We start from the raw sequence: 18,818 nt of genomic DNA on the forward strand, positions 1-18,818 counted from the left end.
CTATGCGCATACTCTTTGACGCCTACGGCGGCGACAACACCCCAGACGAGGCCATCAAGGCCGCCAGACTGGCCAAAGACCAGTACCCCATCGAGCTCACGCTGGTGGGCGACAGTGAGGCCATCGCCCACCGGGCCGGCCAGCTGGGGGTTTCGCTGGATGGCATCGACCTGCACCACGCCCCCACCGCCATCACCATGGAAGACGAGCCTACCGACGTGCTCAAGCGCCTGAGCGACTGCTCTATGGCCGAGGGGCTGCGCCTTTTACATCAGGGGGAAGGCGACGCCTTCGTCTCCGGCGGCAACACCGGCGCGCTGGTGGTGGGCGCCACCATGATCGTCAAGCGCATCAAGGGGGTCAAGCGGGCGGCGCTGACCGCCCTCATCCCCAGCGCCACCGGCAACTACCTGCTTTTGGATGTGGGCGCCAACGCCGACTGCCGGCCCGAGATGCTGGCCCAGTTCGCGGTGATGGGCAGCGCCTATATGGAGAAGATCGTGGGGGTCAAAGAGCCCCGGGTGGGCATTGCCAACATCGGCACCGAGGAGCACAAAGGCACCGACCTGCAGCGCCAGGCGCTGGCGCTGCTCAAAGACGCGCCCATAAACTTTATCGGCAACGCCGAGGTGCGCGATGTGCCGCTGGGCTGTGCCGACGTGGTGGTCTGCGACGGCTTTACCGGCAACGTCATGCTCAAGCTCACCGAGGGGCTGGCCAAAATGTTCGTCGGCGAGCTCAAGCAGGTGCTGTTTAAAAACCTGCTCACCAAGATGGGGGCGCTCACCTTGTCGGGCAGCCTAAAGAGCTTTAAGCAAAAGCTCGACTACAAAAAGTCCGGCGGCGCACCGCTGCTGGGCCTCATGAGACCGGTCATCAAGGCCCACGGCAGCTCCGACGCCGAGGCCTTCCAAAACGCCATCCGCCAGGCGGTATCCATGGTGGAGAACCGAGTGGTCGAGACCACCGAACAGGCTATGACGCAGCTCAACAGCCAATTAAAACAGCGCGCCGGCGCCCAAGAACAGTAGCACGGGGAGAAGTGAATAAAAAGACATGGAGAGTTTAGAAAAGAGCCTGCACTACAGCTTTAAAGACCGCGACCTGCTGCACACCGCCCTGACCCACTCGTCGTTTGCCAACGAGCGGGGCGGCAAGGTGCCCTACAACGAGCGGCTGGAATTTTTGGGCGACGCGGTGCTTTCGATCGTGGTGTCCGACTACATCTTCAAAAACCTGCAGGACCTGCCCGAGGGGGAGCTCACCCGCATCCGCGCCACTCTGGTGTGCGAGAAGTCGCTGTGCGATCTGGCCCGGGCCATCCACCTGGGCAATTTCCTCTACCTGGGCCGGGGCGAGGACCTGTCCGGCGGCCGCGACCGGCCCTCTATTCTGGCCGACGCCTTCGAGGCGGTCATCGCCGCCATCTATCTCGACGGCGGCATGGAGGCGGCCTCCGCCTTTATCCTGCGCAACATGGGCAGCCTCATCAACAACCGGCAGTACAAGCCCTTTGTCGACTACAAGACCCAGCTGCAGGAGATCGTGCAGCAAAACCCCGAGGAGCAGCTGCAGTACGTGCTGGCCGGCGAGGAGGGCCCCGACCACGCCAAGGTGTTCACCGTACAGGTGCACCTCAATTCCAACGTGTTCTCCACCGCCACCGGCCGCAGCAAAAAGGTGGCCGAGCAAAACGCCGCCAAAGAGGCGCTGCGCCTTATGGGGTACGAGGTGTGAAACACGGCAACGTCGCCGTGTTCATCCCCCACCTGGGCTGCCCGCAGCAGTGCTCCTTTTGCAACCAGCGGTCCATCTCCGGCCACCAGAGCGCCCCGTCCCCCGCACAGGTGGGCGCGCTGCTGCAGGCCGCCTCCGGGCAGGCTGGTAGGCCCGACCGCAGCTGTGAGATCGCCTTTTTCGGCGGCAGCTTCACCGCCATCGACCCGCTCTACCGCGAGCAGCTGCTAGACGCCGCCCAGCCCTTTTTGCAGAGCGGCGCCTTTACCGGCATCCGCATCTCTACCCGGCCCGACTGTCTCGACGAGTCCCTCTGCCGCCACCTCAAAGAGCGGGGAGTCACCGCCATCGAGCTGGGGGCCCAGTGTATGGACGACGAGGTGCTGGCAAAAAACCGCCGCGGCCACACCGCCGCCCAGGTAAAAAAGGCCAGTGCCACCATCAAAAAGGCGGGCCTGCAGCTGGGGCTACAGATGATGACCGGCCTTTACGGCAGCAGCGCGCAAAAGGATTTGCAAACCGCACAGAGTTTTTGTAAAATAGAGCCAGATACGGTGCGCGTTTACCCCACCATCGTCATGGCGGGCACCGCCCTGTGCGACCTGTACCGCCGCGGCGACTACCTGCCCCCCAGTCTCGAGCAGGCGGTGGAGCAGGTGTCGCAGCTGCTACAGCTGTTTTACGCCCGGCACATACCGGTCATCCGCGTGGGCCTGCACCGGGACGAAGGGCTGCTCAGCGGCATGGTCGCCGGCCCTTGGCACCCGGCTTTTCGCGAGCTCTGCGAGAGCCGCATCTACGCCCGCGCGCTGGGGCGCGCTCTAAAAGACGTGCCGCCGGGCCGGGTGGTGGTGGCGGTGCACCCGTCGCAGATATCCAGGCTGTGCGGCCACGGGGGGCAAAACCGCGCCTTTTTTGCCGCACAGGGCTGGCAGCTGCGCCCGGTGCCCGACCCCGGCGTGCCCCCCTTTACCCTCAAACTCGTAAGGACGTGACAGCTTGTTTTTAAAAGCACTGGAGATATACGGCTTTAAATCGTTTCCCGACAAGACCCGGCTCACCTTTGAGCGGGGTCTTACGGCGGTAGTGGGCCCCAACGGCTCGGGCAAATCAAACATCTCCGACGCCATGCGCTGGGTGCTGGGCGAGCAGTCCACCAAAAGCCTGCGCAGCAGCAAGATGCAGGACGTCATCTTCGGCGGCACCCAGCAGCGGGGAGCTATGGGCTTTGCCCAGGTGTCGCTGGTCATCGACAACCAGGAGGGCGAGCTGGCCGGCATCCAGGCGCCGGAGGTCACCGTCACCCGCAAGCTGTACCGCTCCGGCGAGAGTGAGTACCGCATAAACGGCGCCATGGTTCGCCTAAAAGACATCCACGAGATGTTTATGGACACCGGCCTGGGCAAAGATGGCTACTCCATTATCGGCCAGGGCCGCATCGCCGAGATCGTGGCCGCCAAGAGCGACGAGCGCCGCGAGATCTTCGAGGAGGCCGCCGGCATCGCCAAATACCGCTACAAAAAGACCGAGGCCGAGCGCAAACTGGCCCGGGCCGAGGAGAATCTCACCCGGTTGCAGGATATCGTCGACGAGATCGAGTCGCGCTTAGAGCCGCTGCACCGCCAGAGCGAAAAGGCCAGCGAGTACCTGAATCTGGCCGCCCGCCGCCGCCAGATCGAGATATCGCTGTGGGTGCATACTCTGAACAAATCCCGCCAGCTGCTGCGCCAGCAGGAGGACAAGCTGCTCATCTGTCAAAACGACCTGCAGCGGCTCGACGGCGAGATCGCGCAGATCGACCGGGCCGCCGAGGATGCCTTTATGCAAAAGGGGGCCATCAGCCGCCGGATCGACGATATCAACGGGCAGATCGCCGCCATTCGCGAGCAGATGAGTCAAAACGAGGCCAGCGCGCTGGTGTTGCAAAACGAGAAAAAGCACGTGGCCGAGAGCATCGAGCGCTACCGGGCGCAGATGGGGGATATCGGCGTGCAGAGCGCCCAGAAAGACCGCCAGATCGCCGACCAGCAGGCGCTCATCGAGAAGAGCCGGCAGATGGCCGCCGAGCGCGAGCAGCAGGTGGCAAAAAAGGAGCAGGCGCTGCAGGCGCTCATGAGCGACAACGCCACCGTGCAGTCCGAGATCCAGCAGATGGCCGACCAGCTCTCCCAGTACGCGCTGCAGCTGGGGGAGTACAGGGTGAAACTGCACGCGGCCGAGGACAACCGCGCCCGCAGTGCCAGCCAGCTCGAGCAGCTGCAAAAAAACCGCGAGCAGCTGCAAAAAGACCGCCAGCTGGCCGTCGAGGAGCTCGAGCAGGTGCGCCGCCAGCTGACCGAGACCGAAGAGGCGCTGCAGTCGGCCCAAAACGCCGGCGAGGGCTACGCCATGAAACTGCGCAGCCGCAGCGATAAGCACCAAAAGCTGGTGCAGGAGCTGGCCGAGCTGCGCGCCGCCGGCACCGATATGCAAAACAAGATCAAAGTGCTGCGCGACTTAAAAGACAATATGGAGGGCTTTGCCTACAGCGTAAAAAAGGTGAGCATGGCCGCCAAAGAGGGCAAGCTGCGGGGCATTTTGGGCCCGGTGGCGCAGCTGCTCTCGGTCGACAGCCAGTACGCCACCGCCATCGAGGTGGCGCTGGGCGGCGCCGCCCAGCACATCGTCTGCACCGACGAGGCCGCCGCCAAGGCCGGTATCCGCTTTTTAAAAGAGACCCGGGGCGGCCGGGCCACCTTTTTGCCCCAGACCACCATCCGCCCCCGCAGCTTAAACGAGCGGGGCGTCGAGGAGGCAGACGGCTTTGTGGGCATAGCCAGCGCGCTGGTGCGCTGCGAGGCAGATATCGCCCCCATCGCCCAGAATATTCTGGGCAAAACGGTGGTGGCCGAGGATCTGGACGCCGCGGCGGCGATGGCCAAGCGCTTTGGCTACCGCTTTCGCATCGTCACCCTCGACGGACAGGTGGTCAACGCCGGCGGCAGCTTTACCGGCGGCCACCTGTCTAAGTCCGCCGGGGTGTTTTCCCGCCAGAGCGAGCTGGACAAGCTCAGCCAAAGGCTGCAGCAGACGGCCGAGAGCTACCGCCAAAAAGCCGCCGAGGAGAAAGCGCTGGGCGAAGAGGTGGCCAAGCTCACCGCTATCGTCGACGGCGCCGGCAGCGAAAAGATCACCTTCACCCAGGACAAGATCCGCTGTGAGGGAGAACTGGCCAAGATCGAGCAGTACCTGCAGACGGCCGACCGCCAGCTGGCGTCCATAAAGGACGACGGTGACCGCGCCGCCGCCTACCGGCAGCAGCTCGAGAGCGAGATCAGCGAGCTCGGCGCCCAGCAGCACGAGACCAGACAGCTGCACGACGAGCTCGACGAAAAGCTGGCTAGTCTGTCGGGAGAGGCCAAGGCCTATACCGACCGCCGCCAGCAGATCATCGACGAGATCACCGAGCTGAAAGTACAGATCTCCGGCCTGCAAAAAGACATTCTGGTGGCCGGCCAGGAGATGGTGGCTTTAAGCGAGCAGAAACTGGCCGGCGGCCGCCAAAAAGAGCAGCTGCAGCAGCAGATAGAGAGCGCCGAGGCGCAGCTGGGCGAGCTGGAGGAGCAGGCGCAGGCCCTGGTCGGGCAGAATAATGGCCTGCAGGCCTCGGTGGAGCAGTGCAGGCTGGATATACAGGCCCAGGTGGAGGCCCGGCAGGCGCTGGAGCAAAAAGAGACCGCCGACCGCCAGCACCAGCGCCAGCTGCAGACCCAAAAAGAGGAGCTGGCGCGGGAGCTGGCCCGCCTGGAAGAGCGGGGCCGCACCATGCAGCAGCAGTACGACCAGATCATCGCCGACTTGTACGACCAGTACGAGCTCAGCCGCTCCCAGGCCGAAGAGGAGGCCCGCCCGGTCACCGACGAGCGGGAGCAAAACCGCCAGCTGGCCAGCCTAAAGGCCAAGATGCGCGCGCTGGGCGCGGTCAACGTGGAGGCCATCGAGGAGTACCGGGCCGAAAAAGAGCGCTACGACTTTATGACCGGCCAGATGACCGACGTGCAGGAGAGCAAAGAGAAACTGCGCCAGATGATCGGCTCGCTCACCAAAGAGATGATCGCCATCTTCTCGGACAACTTCAAAAAAATAGGCGACAACTTCTCCCGCATCTTTGTCGACCTGTTCGGCGGCGGCAGCGCCGGTCTGGTGCTCACCGAGCCGGACAACGTGCTGGAGTCGGGCATCGAGATCCAGGTCTCGCCCCCGGGCAAGCTGGTCAAGAGCCTGCAGGCGCTCTCCGGCGGCGAGCAGGCCTTTGTGGCCATCGCCATCTACTTTGCCATCCTCACCGTGCACCCGTCGCCGTTTTGCATCCTCGACGAGATCGAGGCCGCTCTAGACGACGTCAACGTCGCCAAATACGCCAGCTACCTGCGCACCATGAACGACCGCACCCAGTTCATCCTCATCACCCACCGCCGCGGCACCATGGAGGAATCCGACGTGCTCTACGGCGTCACTATGCAGGAAAAAGGGGTGTCGAAGCTGCTCAAGCTGGATGTCAGCGAGATCGGCTCCGAATACAAATAGAGATGGGCCGTAAGGCCCCGCCGGCCGCGGCCGGCAGCACACCGACTACACGGATCAGAAAGAGGAGGCAGCAAGTTGGGCTTTTTTGAAAAACTCAAGCAGGGACTTAAAAAGACCCGCGATTCTTTTGCCGGGGCCATCAGCGGCATCGCCGCCAGCTTTACCAAGATCGACGAGGAGCTGTTCGAGGAGATTGAGGAGACCCTCATCATGGCCGACGTGGGGGTCGATACCGCCCTCAAGGTGGTCGAGAACCTGCGCGCGGCCATCAAGCGCGACCGGGTCACCGACCCCGCCCAGGTCAAGAGCTACCTGAAAGACGCACTGTACGAGATACTGGCCGGCGACACCGCCCTGCAGCTGCCCACCAAGCCCACCATCCTGCTCGTCATCGGGGTAAACGGGGTGGGCAAAACCACCACCATCGGCAAAATAGCCGCCGACCTGCGCGGTAAGGGAAACAAGGTGCTGCTGGCGGCAGCCGATACGTTCCGCGCCGCGGCCATCGATCAGCTGCAGGTGTGGGGCCAACGCGCCGGGTGCGACGTTATCGCCCACCAGGAGGGCTCCGACCCGGCGGCGGTGGTGTTCGACGCGGTGCAGGCGGCCAAGGCCCGCGGCGCCGATGTGCTCATCTGCGACACTGCCGGCCGGCTGCACAACAAGAAAAACCTCATGGCCGAGCTCGAGAAGATCGGCCGGGTCATCGACCGCGAGGCGGCCGGCTGCAAAAAAGAGACCTTTTTGGTGCTCGACGCCACCACCGGCCAAAACGGCGTCAACCAGGCCAAACAGTTTATGGAAGTCACCGACCTCACCGGCATCGTGCTCACCAAGCTCGACGGCACCGCCAAAGGCGGGGTGGTGGTGGCCATCAAAGATCAGCTGGGCCTGCCGGTGCGCTATATCGGCGTGGGCGAGCAGGTCGACGACCTGCAGCCGTTTGACGCCAGAGAGTTTATCGAGGCGCTGTTTAGCGAAGAACAGTAGCGACTGCGGTTAGAGCGGAAAACGGTAGTGACTGCGTTCAAAAGGCGGATGCCAATCGCTGCGGACTCGCTGCGCTCGCCTTGCTCTGTTATCCTCCTCTTTGCAATCCTCTGGCACCGCCCCAAAATCACGGCCGGGCCGCAATTTTTAGGCGGTGGAAGGTATCGGCCGTCCGGCCGATGAAATCTAAATGGTCTTATCAAAACGCCGGTCGTGCCAAACGGGAGGTGCCGGGGCCAATCGCCGATATATTGTTTTGTGGCTCCCGGCGCTGCCGGCTCGCACCAGGTTGAGCTGCTGCGGTTTCGTTAAGAAGTTAGCTTTCATTTCCTACCACGCTACTGCCTAGCCGCCGATATGTGGCTTTGTGGCTCCCGGCGTTGCCGGCTCGCACCGTGTCGTCACTTTACAATGTCGTCGTAAGGCAGGTCAGCCCAAAGGGGTGCTATTTGCCGCCTGATTTCCTGTTTTAAGTCCGAATTTACAATTTATTAACATTTTCCCAAGGCCTGCCAAGGCCCCGTCTGCCTGCACAAAGGAGAGCGACCATGCGCTTTATCATCGCCACCAACAATCAAAAAAAGCTCAAGGAGTTCCGCCGCATTCTCGACAGCTACGGTATCGAGGCGGTCTCTTTAAAAGAGGCCGACATCGAGACCGAGATCGAGGAGACCGGCACCACTTTTGAAGAAAATTCCTTTATCAAGGCCAAAGCCATCTGCGACCTGAGCGGCCAGCCGGCTATTGCCGACGACTCCGGTCTGGCGGTGGATGCGCTGGGCGGGGCGCCGGGGGTGTACTCGGCCCGCTACAGCGGCGAGGGGGCCACCGACGAGAAGAACAACCAAAAGCTGCTGGCGGCGCTGGAGGGCGTACCGGCTGAAGAGCGCGGGGCCAAATTTGTCAGCGTCATCACCTGCGTGTTCCCCGACGGCCGCAGCTTTCACACCCGCGGCGAGTGTCCGGGGGTCATCGGTCTGGCGCCCAAAGGCGACAGCGGCTTTGGCTACGACCCGCTGTTTTACGTGGGGGAGGACAAGACCTTCGCCAGCATCGGGTCGGATGAAAAGGATGCTATCAGCCACCGGGGTAAGGCGCTGGCCGACTTTGCACCCCTATTACAGCAATATCTAAAGGAGAGATAATTATGCTCAGCAGCAAACAGAGGGCCCGTCTGCGGGCCGCTGCCAATTCCCTCGACACCATCCTGCAGGTGGGCAAAGGCGGGCTGGACGACGCAGTAGTCACCCAGGTAAAAGACGCTTTGGCCGCCCGCGAGCTCATCAAGATGCGGGTACTGGAAAACAGCCTCTATACCGCCAAGGAGGCGGCCGCCGAGCTGGCCGAGTACACCGGCGCCGAGGTGGTGCAGGTCATCGGCACCCGCTTTGTGCTCTTCCGCGGCAAGAAAAAAGACAGCAAGTACCAGGAGCTGCTCAAGTAGCTGCTTCCGGCACACCGGCGGCGAAGCGCCGCCGGTGCAAAAAAAGCTCTTAAAAGGCAGGTGACGGCAATGTCTATGGCGGTGTTCGGCGGCACTTTCGACCCGCCCCACAAAGGCCACACCAAACTGGTGTCGGCGGTGTGCAGTCAGCTGGGGCTCGGGCGGTGTCTCATCATCCCCACCAACATCCCGCCGCACAAGCGGCAGGCTACCGGCGGGGCCAGCGCCGCCGACCGGCTGGCCATGGCCGCCCTGTGCGACTGGGGCGTGCCGGCCCAGGTGTCGGATATAGAGCTCGCCCGCACCGGCAAGAGCTACACCTACGACACGCTGGTGCAGCTGCGCGCGCTCTACCCCGGCGAAAAGTTCTACTTTCTGCTGGGCAGCGACATGCTCTACTACTTTAAAAAGTGGCACCGCTGGCAGGAGCTGCTGGGGCTGGCCACTTTTTGCGCCGCCGCCCGCAACGCCGCGGACCGGGCGGGCCTGCAGGCCTTTGCCGACGAGCTGACCGCACAGGCGGGGGGAGAGATCCTGCTGTTTGACTTTCCGCCGGTGGAGATCTCCTCCAGCGCGCTGCGGCAGAGCCTGGCCGCCGGGGCCGCCGTCGGCGCCTATCTCGACCCGGCGGTGGCAAGCTACATAAATACCCATCACCTCTACAGACAGGGGGCATCTGTTTGACTGGTACCGATATCGATCTCGCCGCCCTGCGCCAGCTGGCCAAAGAGCGGCTCTCGAAAAAGCGCTTTCGCCACGTGCTGGCGGTAGAAAAAATGGCGGTGGACCTGGCGCGCACCCACGGGGCAGATATCTGGCGCTGTCAGGCGGCGGCGCTGCTGCACGACCTGATGAAAGAGTCCCCGCTGCCCGAATTATTGCATTGGTGCCGGGGTTTTGCTATAATAGAGCATATTCGCCTGCCGTATCAGCAAAAAGTCGTCTGTACCCGGGCTCTCTTACACGGCCCGGCCGCCAGCGCTTACGCCCAAAAGGAATTGGGCATTGCCGATCGGGAGATACTAGACGCTGTGTACTACCATACCACCGGCCGCCCGGCCATGACCGGGGCCGAAAAGGTGGTATTTTTAGCGGACATGGTGGGGCTGGACCGCGATTTTCACGGGGTGGACAAGCTGCGAAAACTGTGCTTTGCCAGTTTAAACCGCGGCATGGCCGCCGCTTTAAGAAACAATATCCTCTACCTGGCCAAAGAGCAAAAGCCCATTTACGAGGACACGGTCTCGGCCTATAACTACTACCAACTTCTGGGAGATGATTGATTTTGGCAAATAGACCCAACAACAATAGCAACGGTGGCGGCGATCAGCGCGGCCGCGGCCCGGCTGGTAACAGTAAGCGCCTGCGCGTAAAAAAGCCGGTCAACAAGAAAAAGCGGCTCACCATCATCCTGTCCAGCGTGCTGGCGGTGGTCATCCTGCTGTGCGGGGTGGGCTATGCGCTGCTGCACACCAACCTGTTCGGCGGCGCCGACATCACCGAGTACTCCAGCCCCAAAAAGATCCAGGACAAGTCGGTGAACATCCTGGTCTGCGGCATCGATAACGACTCCGACCCGGCGGCCGAGCACACCGAAAACGAGCTCACCGACGTCATCATGATCGTCAACTTCAATTTCGAGAAGAGCGAGGCCACCATTCTGCAGGTCCCCCGCGACACCTATATCGGCAGCGACTACCCCTCCGGCAAGGTGAACGCCGTCTACGCCCACGGCGACAACCAGAAAGAGAAGATCAAAAATCTGGTGGGCCTGCTCAACGACCAGTTTGCCCTGCCCATCGACCACTACGTCACCATCACCATGGAGACTTTCCGCGAGGCCATCGACGCCATAGGCGGCATCGATATGAACGTCCCCTACCAGATCGACTACTGTGCGCCCGAGGGCAAGATCATCCCCGCCGGCCAGCAGAAGCTCACCGGCCAGCAGGCCGAGTGGTTCGTGCGCTGGCGCGACGGCTATGCCGAGGGCGATATCGGCCGCGTCAAGGCCCAGCGGCTGTTTATCTCGGCGGCCATGGAGGAGCTCACCACCCTCAACAGCAGCCAGATGATCAAGTTAGTCAAGCTCTGCTACGACAAGGTCGAGACCGACCTCACCATGGCCGATATCCTGGCTTATGCCCAGGAGGCCTCTAAGCTCGACCTGGCCAAGGTCGAGATGTATATGGTCCCCGGCGAGCCCACCTATTCCGACGATGGGCTGTCTATCTACGGCATCCACAAAGACGAGCTGGCCGACCTGCTCAACCAGAAATTCAGGCCCCACACCGACGACGTGCTGGCCGAGAATCTAAATGTCATAGAGGTCAGCCACGAGTACGACTACTACGACCAAAACGGCAACTCTATCCAAGACCTGCTGGACGGCCACACCCCCGGCAAAGACAGTCTCAGCGATAGAGAAGATACCACCAGCGGCACCGGTGACGGCAGCGGAGAAGACAGCTCCGGCACCGGCTCCGATACCGGCGAGGAGTAGAGCCACACAGAGGAGTGAACGCATGGACGCAAAACAAAAATATCTCTTGGCAGCCAAAGCCTTAGACGATAAAAAAGCCACCGATATCAAAGTGCTCAAGATCGCCAAGATCTCCACTCTGGGCGACTACTTCGTCCTCTGTGAGGGCGGCAGCACCACCCAGGTCAAGGCGCTGGCCGACAACGTGGAGTTTCTCCTCAAGCAGCAGGGAGCCGAGCCGCTGCGGGTCGAGGGGTACCAGTCGGCAAACTGGATCTTGCTGGATTACGGCGACGTGATGGTGCACGTGTTTTTGCACGAGACCCGGGAGTTTTACGACCTGGAGCGGCTGTGGGCCGACGGTGAGCTGGTAGATTGGGAGAGTGAAGCATGAACTACGACTTTAAGCAGATCGAAAAAAAATGGCAGGACCGGTGGGATGAGGACAAGACCTTTGCCGCCACCACCGACTACTCAAAACCCAAGTTCTACCCGCTGGTAGAGTTTCCCTACCCCTCTGGTCAGGGCCTGCACGTGGGGCACCCCCGCTCCTATACCGCCCTCGACATCGTGGCCAGAAAGCGCCGCCTCGAGGGGTACAACGTGCTCTACCCCATGGGATGGGACGCCTTTGGCCTGCCCACCGAGAACTACGCCATCAAAAACCACATCCACCCCGAGATCGTCACCAGGCAGAACGTGGCCCGCTTTAAGAGCCAGCTGAAGTCGCTGGGTCTGTCGTTTGACTGGGACCGGGAAGTAAATACCACCGACCCCTCCTATTACAAGTGGACCCAGTGGATCTTCTTGCAGCTGTTCAAAAAGGGGCTGGCTTATAAAAAAGAGATGGCCGTCAACTTCTGCACCTCCTGCAAAGTGGTGCTGGCCAACGAGGAAGTCGTCGGCGGCGTGTGCGAGCGCTGCGGCGGCGAAGTGGTGCGCAAAGTCAAGAGCCAGTGGATGCTTGGGATCACCGAGTACGCCCAGCGCCTTATCGACGACCTCGACGAGGTCAACTTTATCGACCGGGTCAAGACCTCGCAGATCAACTGGATCGGCCGCTCCACCGGAGCCGAGGTGGATTTCTCCACCACCGAGGGGGACAAGCTCACCGTCTACACCACCCGCCCCGACACGCTGTTCGGCGTCACCTACATGGTGCTCTCGCCCGAGCACCCCTACATAGACCAGTGGGGGCAGGCGGGCAAGGTGCACAACCTGGATGCACTGCTCTCCTACCGCGAGCAGGCCGCCCGCAAGAGCGACTTCGAGCGCACCGAGCTGGTCAAAGAAAAGACCGGCGTGTGCATCGACGGCGTGCGCGCCGTCAACCCGGTCAACGGCAAAGAGATCCCCATCTTCGTGTCCGACTACGTGCTCATGAGCTACGGCACCGGGGCCATCATGGCGGTGCCCGGCCACGATACCCGCGACTGGGAGTTCGCCAAGGCATTCTCGCTGCCCATCATCGAGGTCGTGGCCGGCGGCAACGTGGAAAAAGAGGCCTATACCGACTGCGGTACCGGCACTATGGTCAACTCCGGCTTTTTAGACGGCCTAACGGTCGACGAGGCCAAAAAGGCGATCGTCGAGTGGCTGGACAAAGAGAAAAAAGGTCACCCCAAAGTCAATTTCAAGCTGCGCGACTGGGTGTTCTCCCGCCAGCGCTACTGGGGCGAGCCCATCCCCATCGTGCACTGCGATAAGTGCGGTTTCGTGCCAATCCCCGAGGATCAGCTGCCGCTTAAGCTGCCCGAGATCGAGGACTTCGAGCAGACCGAGGACGGCCAGTCCCCGCTGGCCAAGCTCGACAGCTGGGTCAATACCACCTGCCCCCACTGCGGCGGCCCCGCCAAACGCGAGACCGACACTATGCCCCAGTGGGCCGGCTCGTCCTGGTATTTCCTGCGCTACTGCGACCCCCACAACGACAAGGAGCTGGCCAGCAAAGAGGCGCTGGAGTACTGGATGCCGGTCGACTGGTACAACGGCGGCATGGAGCACACCACCCTGCACCTGCTGTACTCCCGTTTCTGGCACAAGTTCCTCTACGATATCGGCGTGGTGCCCACCAAAGAGCCCTATAATAAGCGCACCAGCCACGGCATGATCCTGGGCGAGAACGGCGAGAAGATGTCCAAGTCCCGCGGCAACGTGGTCAACCCCGACGATATCGTCGAACAGTACGGCGCCGACACGCTGCGCCTTTACGAGATGTTCATCGGCGACTTCGAGAAAGCCGCCCCCTGGAGCGCCGACTCCATCAAGGGCTGCTGCCGCTTTTTAGAGCGCACCTGGGGCCTGGGCAAGCTGCTGGTACCCGGCGAGGGCTACTCCGCCGCGCTGGAGACCAGCTTCCACAAGACCATCAAAAAGGTGACCGAGGATATCGAGAACCTCAAATTCAACACCGCGATCGCCGCCATGATGGCCCTCATCAACGAGATCTATGCCCAGAAAGCGGTCACCCGCGACGAGCTGCGCGATTTTCTCATCATGCTCAACCCGTTTGCCCCCCACATCACCGAGGAGATGTTCGAGAAATACGGCCTGGGCAAAGGGATGCTCTCCCACCAGAAATGGGTGCAGTACGACGAGAGCAAATGCGTCGACGCCACCGTCGAGCTGGCCGTGCAGGTAAACGGCAAGGTAAAGGCCCGCATCGTGGTGCCGGCCAACTGCGACAAAGAAACGGCTATCCGGCTGGCCAAAGACCACGCGGCCATCGCCGCCGAGCTCACCGGCAAAATGCCCATCAAAGAGGTGTATGTGCCGGGCCGTCTGGTCAATATCGTTATCAAGTAGACCTGAGCGGGCAGCTGCTCTGCGCAGATTTACCAGAGAGCAGATACATTTTCTCTTGACACCGTATAGGCAAAAGATGTATAATAATCTCTGTTCTACTAATATGGTTTGGTTATAGTTTTTGCCTTGGCAATGATTATAAACTCCTGCCCCATGGCGGAGGGAGGGGAAGTAAGTGTCAGAAGTTCGTATCAAAGACAACGAGTCTTTGGACAGCGCCTTGAGAAGATTTAAAAGACAGTGCGCCAGAGCGGGCGTCCTCCAAGAGGTCCGTAAGAGGGAGCACTACGAGAAACCTTCTGTCAAGCGCAAGAAAAAGTCTGAAGCAGCGCGTAAACGCAAATTTAAAAAGAGATAATTTGCGCTTTGCCGGTGTGTGACAAATGTGCAAAAAGCGGACAACTTAGGTTGTCCGCTTTTTTTGTCTGCCAAAATACCACTGCCTCCCCACACTGCCCTCATTATGTATCGTGCGGTCATATTTTCGACATCAAAACGCTTTTGCCGCCGATTTGTTTGACATTTCTGGCGTTTCCTCTTATAATAGGAGGCAAAAGCTGGGAATATTTTGCAACATCTGCCAGGGATATCCATTTCCACCCAGGGGCAGACGGGCAAAAAACGGCATGATAGCGGCGTTTGATCGGTCTGCCCGTCGGTGGCAGGTCCCCGTGGCGGCGCGCTGCCTTTTCAGCAAAGTATGGTTTTTCGTTCTTTTGCAAAATTGGATATACCTGGTATTTATGGCCGGTCTGCACGCTGCAGACCGGCCTTTTTGCGCGTCTGTAGCTAGGAGCGGCCGGTGAACGAAAAACCATAATTTCCAGTGCAAAACATAGCTGGGCCGCGAGAGCCGGTCGGCGGTGGCGCGCTCGCTCTGTGTGCAGAGCACCGCCTGCCGGCACCGCCGCGCTGAACCCGGCACCTGCAGAGAGGAGGATGCATATAAGTTTTGCACCGGCAGTGAAAAAGTGGGGGAGTGCTCGCCTACGGGCGGGCGCACCAGAATGTGTAAAGAAGAAGGAGCACACATCGATGAAGAAAAAGATCATATCCTCGGTACTGGCACTCATGCTGGTCGTGGGATGTCTGCCGCTGGCGGCACTGGCCGCCCAAAACGACATCGACGCCGCCCAAGCGCCTACCTATAACGAGTCGACTAACGAGTTTTTTGCAGGTGGCACGCCCATCACCATCGAAGATACCGATGAGGCCGGCAAAGCAGCCCTCATCAAGTGGGATGGTGGCCAGCAGCTCATCGCTGCCGATGCAGCTGTATACGGCGGCAGCGATACCGTGTCCTCTAACATCCACCTGCGCAGCACCTCCATCACCATGAACGGCGGCCAGGTAAAAGATCTGGTCGGCGGCAACAAGACCAAAAACGAAAAGAACGGCTGCGATTACAGCCTGATCGACACCGTCACGCTGGATATCAACGGCGGCACCATCACCCGGGGCCTGCACGGTATCGACAACCAGCACACTGCCTTTGGCGCCGACGTGCGCAAAGAGCAAAACGGCAAGTCCTATAAAAACTATGCCATCGGCGACCTGAACGTCACCATCGACGGGGCCACCGTCAACGATTTCCGCGGCGTCACCTCTTACGCCTACGCCGAAAATGTCGATGTGGTGGTGGGCAGAGATGCGGCCGCACAGCTCAAGGGCTTTATGTGGGGCACCAACGGCATCATCGGCAACGCCACCTTCACCATGTACAGCGGCAGCACCGATATCGGCCAGTCCATCCTGCGCTGCTCCATCCTCGGCAAAATGACCTACAACATCCTCGGCGGCCAGATCGGCGATATCTACGCCGGTTCTTACTACCCCGCCGAGGAGACCGCTGCCGGTTCTAACAACTGGGACGGCTGGGGCTTTGGCGGCGTCGATTACGGCTTTGTGGGCAGCACCGAGATCAATGTCGGGGCCGACGCCAAATATAACGACATCATCTCCGGCTTCCAGTACCGCGAAGACGTAGAGATCTTTAAAAACAAATACGCCGATGCCAGCTGGTGTATCAAAGAGATCGACACCACTGCCCCCATCGTGCTCAACCTGTCTGCTCGCCCCAGCGCCGAAAAGCTGGACGCCTTCTCGGTCATCGGCAGCGACGCCAGCTACGTGACCACCAACTGGAAAGCCACCGGTATCACCCTGGACCAGAACGAGCTGCTGCTGAACGCCGGCGGCCGAGCCGTACAGCTCAACGCCAGCGTACTGCCCGAGTACAACACCGACGGCATCGTCTGGACCACCTCCGCCCCCGAAGTCGCCGAGGTGCTGGATGGCCGGGTGGACCCGCGTTCTGCCGGCACAGCTATCATCACCGCCACTGCCGGTGACGTATCGGCCCAGTGTGAAGTTACCGTTTACGAGGTAGAGGAGCCCCAGATCCCCACCATCGACCCCTCCAAACCGGTCGACAAAGTCGAGGTCGGTTCCACCTCCAATACCCATGTCGTCATCTCCAGCTCCGCCAACCAGCTAGTCACCGAGGTCCTGGCCGGCAAAGCAGTAGACGCGGTAGACGAGGCCACCAAAGAGGCGGTCAAACAGGCCGCCGAGAGCGGCAAAGCCATCACGGCGGCCGTCTCGGTCGAGCTGATGGACGAGAGCCAGGTGGCCGAGGCCGATAAAGCGCTCATCAAAGAGAGTGCCGATAAAGTGGCCAGCGGCGCGGTCGTGGCCCAGTACCTCGACTTAAAGGTGCTGCTCACTGCCGACGGCGTCGAGCTCGGCACCCTCAATAAGCTCAACTCCGCGGCCAGCTTCACCATCGCCGTCCCCGAAGAGCTGAAAGCCGACGGGCGCATTTTCCATATCGCCCGCCTGCACGACGGCAAAGTCGACCTGCTCGAGACCGTCCAAAATGAAGACGGCACGCTCACCTTCTCCACCGACCGCTTCTCCACCTATGCGCTGGTCTATCTTGATGGGTCCAGCGGCGGAAACGGCAACAACGGCGGCGAGACCACCACGCCCGGCGGCGACAGCACCACCGATACCGGTAAAGGCAGTGACAGCGCCAACACCGGCGACGTGCTGCCCATCGCGGTACTGGGCGCGGCTCTGGCCGTATCCGCCGGCGCAGTACTCACCCTGCGGGGCAAACAGAGCAAATTCCGCCACATGAAATAAACTGCATCTTCCTCTTTTCATAAAAAGGGCTCCCGATCTATCGGGGCCCTTTTTTGCTGTGGCGGCGGCCGTACCCCCCACACCGGTCCCACTGCCGGGCAGCACTGTCCGCCCGGGTGGCAGATAATTTGTGTCACGGGCCGTTTACCTGTAGAAATAAAGGCGCAAAATTGCTATACTATGGAAGAAGCCGCCGGCGCGCTGCCGCCGGCCACCACACCAAAGCTTTTAACAGGAGAACACCATGCTGAGACCCGGTTATATGTTCAGGAGCGTCGCCGACGTGACCATAAATTTTTTAAAACAAAATAATATCCGCGGCCTGATCATCGATATCGATAACACGCTGGCCAAGCACGACCACCCGGTCCCCGCCGAAGGGGTGGAGGCGTGGATGGACAAGCTGCACCAAAACGGCATACAAACGGTCATCATCTCCAACAACGGCTACGACCGGGTGCGCCCCTTTGCCGAGATCTTTGGGGTAGATTACATCTGCGACGCCAAAAAACCGCTGCCCGGCAGCTACAAAAAGGCGGTGGCCAAAATGGGGCTGCCCAAAAGTCAGGTGGCTATGGTCGGCGACCAGCTGTTTACCGACACGCTGGGCGGCAACCTGGCCGGGGTCAAGACCATCCTGGTAAACCCCATCGACTCCTCTGAGCTGCGCCAGATACGCTTTAAGCGCAAGCTGGAGGACCTGATCGTCAAGCGGGTGGACGACTGACCGCCGCACCGCCCATACCCCACCGGGAAGGAGAGCTATTATACCATGCCAGATACCGCCATATTCGGCCCGGCCGGCAATTCCAACAGCTTTAAAGAGCAGGGCTACAAGACCACCCTGCAGGCCCCGGGCTATGTAGAGAAGATGGGCCTCGACTGCTACGAGTACCAGTGCGGCCGCGGCGTGCGGGTAAACCCCGACACGGCCGAGAAGTTTCGCCGCAAAGCGGCAGAGCACCGTGTCGCCGTGTCGCTGCACGCGCCGTACTACATCTCGCTGTCCTCGGTTGAGGAGGAAAAGCGGCAGAAGTCGGTCGACTACATCCTGCAGAGCGCCCGCGCCGCCGATATGCTGGGTGCCAGCCGCATCGTGGTGCACACCGGCTCCTGCGCCAAAATATCCCGGGCCGAGGCGCTGGAGCTGGCCAAAGACACCATACAGACTGCGCTGGATGCCCTCGACGCCGCCGGGCTGGGCCACATCCACATCTGCCCCGAGACCATGGGCAAATTAAACCAGCTGGGCACGCTGGAGGAGGTGCTGGCGCTCTGCCAGCTCGACAGCCGTCTCATCCCCTGTATCGACTTCGGTCACCTGTACGCCCGCACGCTGGGCGGCATAGCCGGCAAAGACGACTTCCGCCGCATTTTAGATGCCATCGGCAGCGTATTGGGGGAGGAGAGACTGCGCGACTTTCACGCCCACTACTCGATGATCGAGTACACCGAAAACGGCGGCGAAAAGCGCCACCTCACCTTTGCCGACGGCCTGTTCGGCCCCGACTTTCACCCGCTGATGGAGCTGCTGGCCGAATACGGCAGCTGCCCCACCATCATCTGCGAGTCGGCCGGCACCCAGGCCGAAGACGCCTTGGCCATGAAGATCTACTATCACCAGCAGCTGGCAAAAGAGTAGGGGGG

Annotated in this window: 16 protein-coding genes; all 16 read left to right on the forward strand. The window is 61.1% G+C overall.

Annotation, left to right across the window (positions count from 1 at the left end; translation table 11 throughout):
* Positions 1-2 precede the first annotated feature (2 nt).
* Positions 3-1,031, forward strand: coding sequence for a phosphate acyltransferase PlsX (plsX, locus tag H8K20_RS02810; protein ID WP_186487417.1), 1,029 nt, complete (start codon positions 3-5; stop codon positions 1,029-1,031).
* A 25-nt stretch (positions 1,032-1,056) separates the two neighbouring features.
* Positions 1,057-1,737: a ribonuclease III gene (gene rnc, locus H8K20_RS02815; RefSeq protein ID WP_105205845.1), complete on the forward strand. Its 681-nt coding sequence runs from the start codon at positions 1,057-1,059 to the stop codon at positions 1,735-1,737.
* The gene (locus H8K20_RS02820; RefSeq protein WP_186487418.1) at positions 1,734-2,732 is read left to right on the forward strand and encodes a radical SAM protein; all 999 of its coding nucleotides are present in this window, start codon (positions 1,734-1,736) and stop codon (positions 2,730-2,732) included. The genes rnc and H8K20_RS02820 overlap by 4 nt, the downstream gene beginning before the upstream one ends.
* A 4-nt stretch (positions 2,733-2,736) precedes the next feature.
* Positions 2,737-6,303, forward strand: coding sequence for a chromosome segregation protein SMC (smc, locus tag H8K20_RS02825; protein WP_186487419.1), 3,567 nt, complete (start codon positions 2,737-2,739; stop codon positions 6,301-6,303).
* Between the two features lie 75 nt (positions 6,304-6,378).
* On the forward strand, positions 6,379-7,293 hold the full coding sequence (gene ftsY / locus H8K20_RS02830) for a signal recognition particle-docking protein FtsY (protein WP_105205842.1): 915 nt from the start codon (positions 6,379-6,381) through the stop codon (positions 7,291-7,293).
* Between the two features lie 548 nt (positions 7,294-7,841).
* Complete coding sequence (locus H8K20_RS02835; RefSeq protein WP_186487420.1) at positions 7,842-8,438, forward strand: XTP/dITP diphosphatase; 597 nt, start codon at positions 7,842-7,844, stop codon at positions 8,436-8,438.
* 2 nt (positions 8,439-8,440) lie between these two features.
* Complete coding sequence (locus H8K20_RS02840; protein ID WP_105205840.1) at positions 8,441-8,737, forward strand: YhbY family RNA-binding protein; 297 nt, start codon at positions 8,441-8,443, stop codon at positions 8,735-8,737.
* A gap of 69 nt (positions 8,738-8,806) precedes the next feature.
* Complete coding sequence (gene nadD, locus H8K20_RS02845) at positions 8,807-9,421, forward strand: nicotinate (nicotinamide) nucleotide adenylyltransferase (protein ID WP_186487421.1); 615 nt, start codon at positions 8,807-8,809, stop codon at positions 9,419-9,421.
* A complete protein-coding gene (gene yqeK / locus H8K20_RS02850) occupies positions 9,418-10,020 on the forward strand; it encodes a bis(5'-nucleosyl)-tetraphosphatase (symmetrical) YqeK (RefSeq protein ID WP_164998296.1) in 603 nt (200 codons plus the stop codon). The genes nadD and yqeK overlap by 4 nt, the downstream gene beginning before the upstream one ends.
* A 2-nt stretch (positions 10,021-10,022) precedes the next feature.
* On the forward strand, positions 10,023-11,240 hold the full coding sequence (locus tag H8K20_RS02855) for an LCP family protein (RefSeq protein WP_186487422.1): 1,218 nt from the start codon (positions 10,023-10,025) through the stop codon (positions 11,238-11,240).
* 22 nt (positions 11,241-11,262) lie between these two features.
* Positions 11,263-11,613 carry a ribosome silencing factor gene (gene rsfS / locus H8K20_RS02860; protein WP_105205836.1) on the forward strand — a complete coding sequence of 117 codons (351 nt, stop codon included), beginning with the start codon at positions 11,263-11,265 and terminating at the stop codon, positions 11,611-11,613.
* Positions 11,610-14,024 carry a leucine--tRNA ligase gene (leuS, locus tag H8K20_RS02865; protein WP_186487423.1) on the forward strand — a complete coding sequence of 805 codons (2,415 nt, stop codon included), beginning with the start codon at positions 11,610-11,612 and terminating at the stop codon, positions 14,022-14,024. Before rsfS ends, leuS begins: the two co-directional genes overlap by 4 nt.
* A gap of 175 nt (positions 14,025-14,199) precedes the next feature.
* Positions 14,200-14,382, forward strand: coding sequence for a 30S ribosomal protein S21 (gene rpsU, locus H8K20_RS02870; RefSeq protein WP_105205834.1), 183 nt, complete (start codon positions 14,200-14,202; stop codon positions 14,380-14,382).
* 677 nt (positions 14,383-15,059) lie between these two features.
* Positions 15,060-17,171: an Ig-like domain-containing protein gene (locus H8K20_RS02875; protein WP_186487424.1), complete on the forward strand. Its 2,112-nt coding sequence runs from the start codon at positions 15,060-15,062 to the stop codon at positions 17,169-17,171.
* A gap of 244 nt (positions 17,172-17,415) precedes the next feature.
* Positions 17,416-17,898, forward strand: a complete 483-nt coding sequence (locus tag H8K20_RS02880; protein ID WP_105205832.1) for a YqeG family HAD IIIA-type phosphatase — start codon at positions 17,416-17,418, stop codon at positions 17,896-17,898.
* 45 nt (positions 17,899-17,943) lie between these two features.
* A complete protein-coding gene (locus H8K20_RS02885; RefSeq protein ID WP_186487425.1) occupies positions 17,944-18,813 on the forward strand; it encodes a TIM barrel protein in 870 nt (289 codons plus the stop codon).
* The last annotated feature ends 5 nt before the right edge of the window (positions 18,814-18,818 follow it).

It is taken from the genome of Neobittarella massiliensis (ex Bilen et al. 2018) (genome assembly GCF_014269355.1).
Lineage (GTDB): Bacteria > Bacillota > Clostridia > Oscillospirales > Ruminococcaceae > Neobittarella > Neobittarella massiliensis.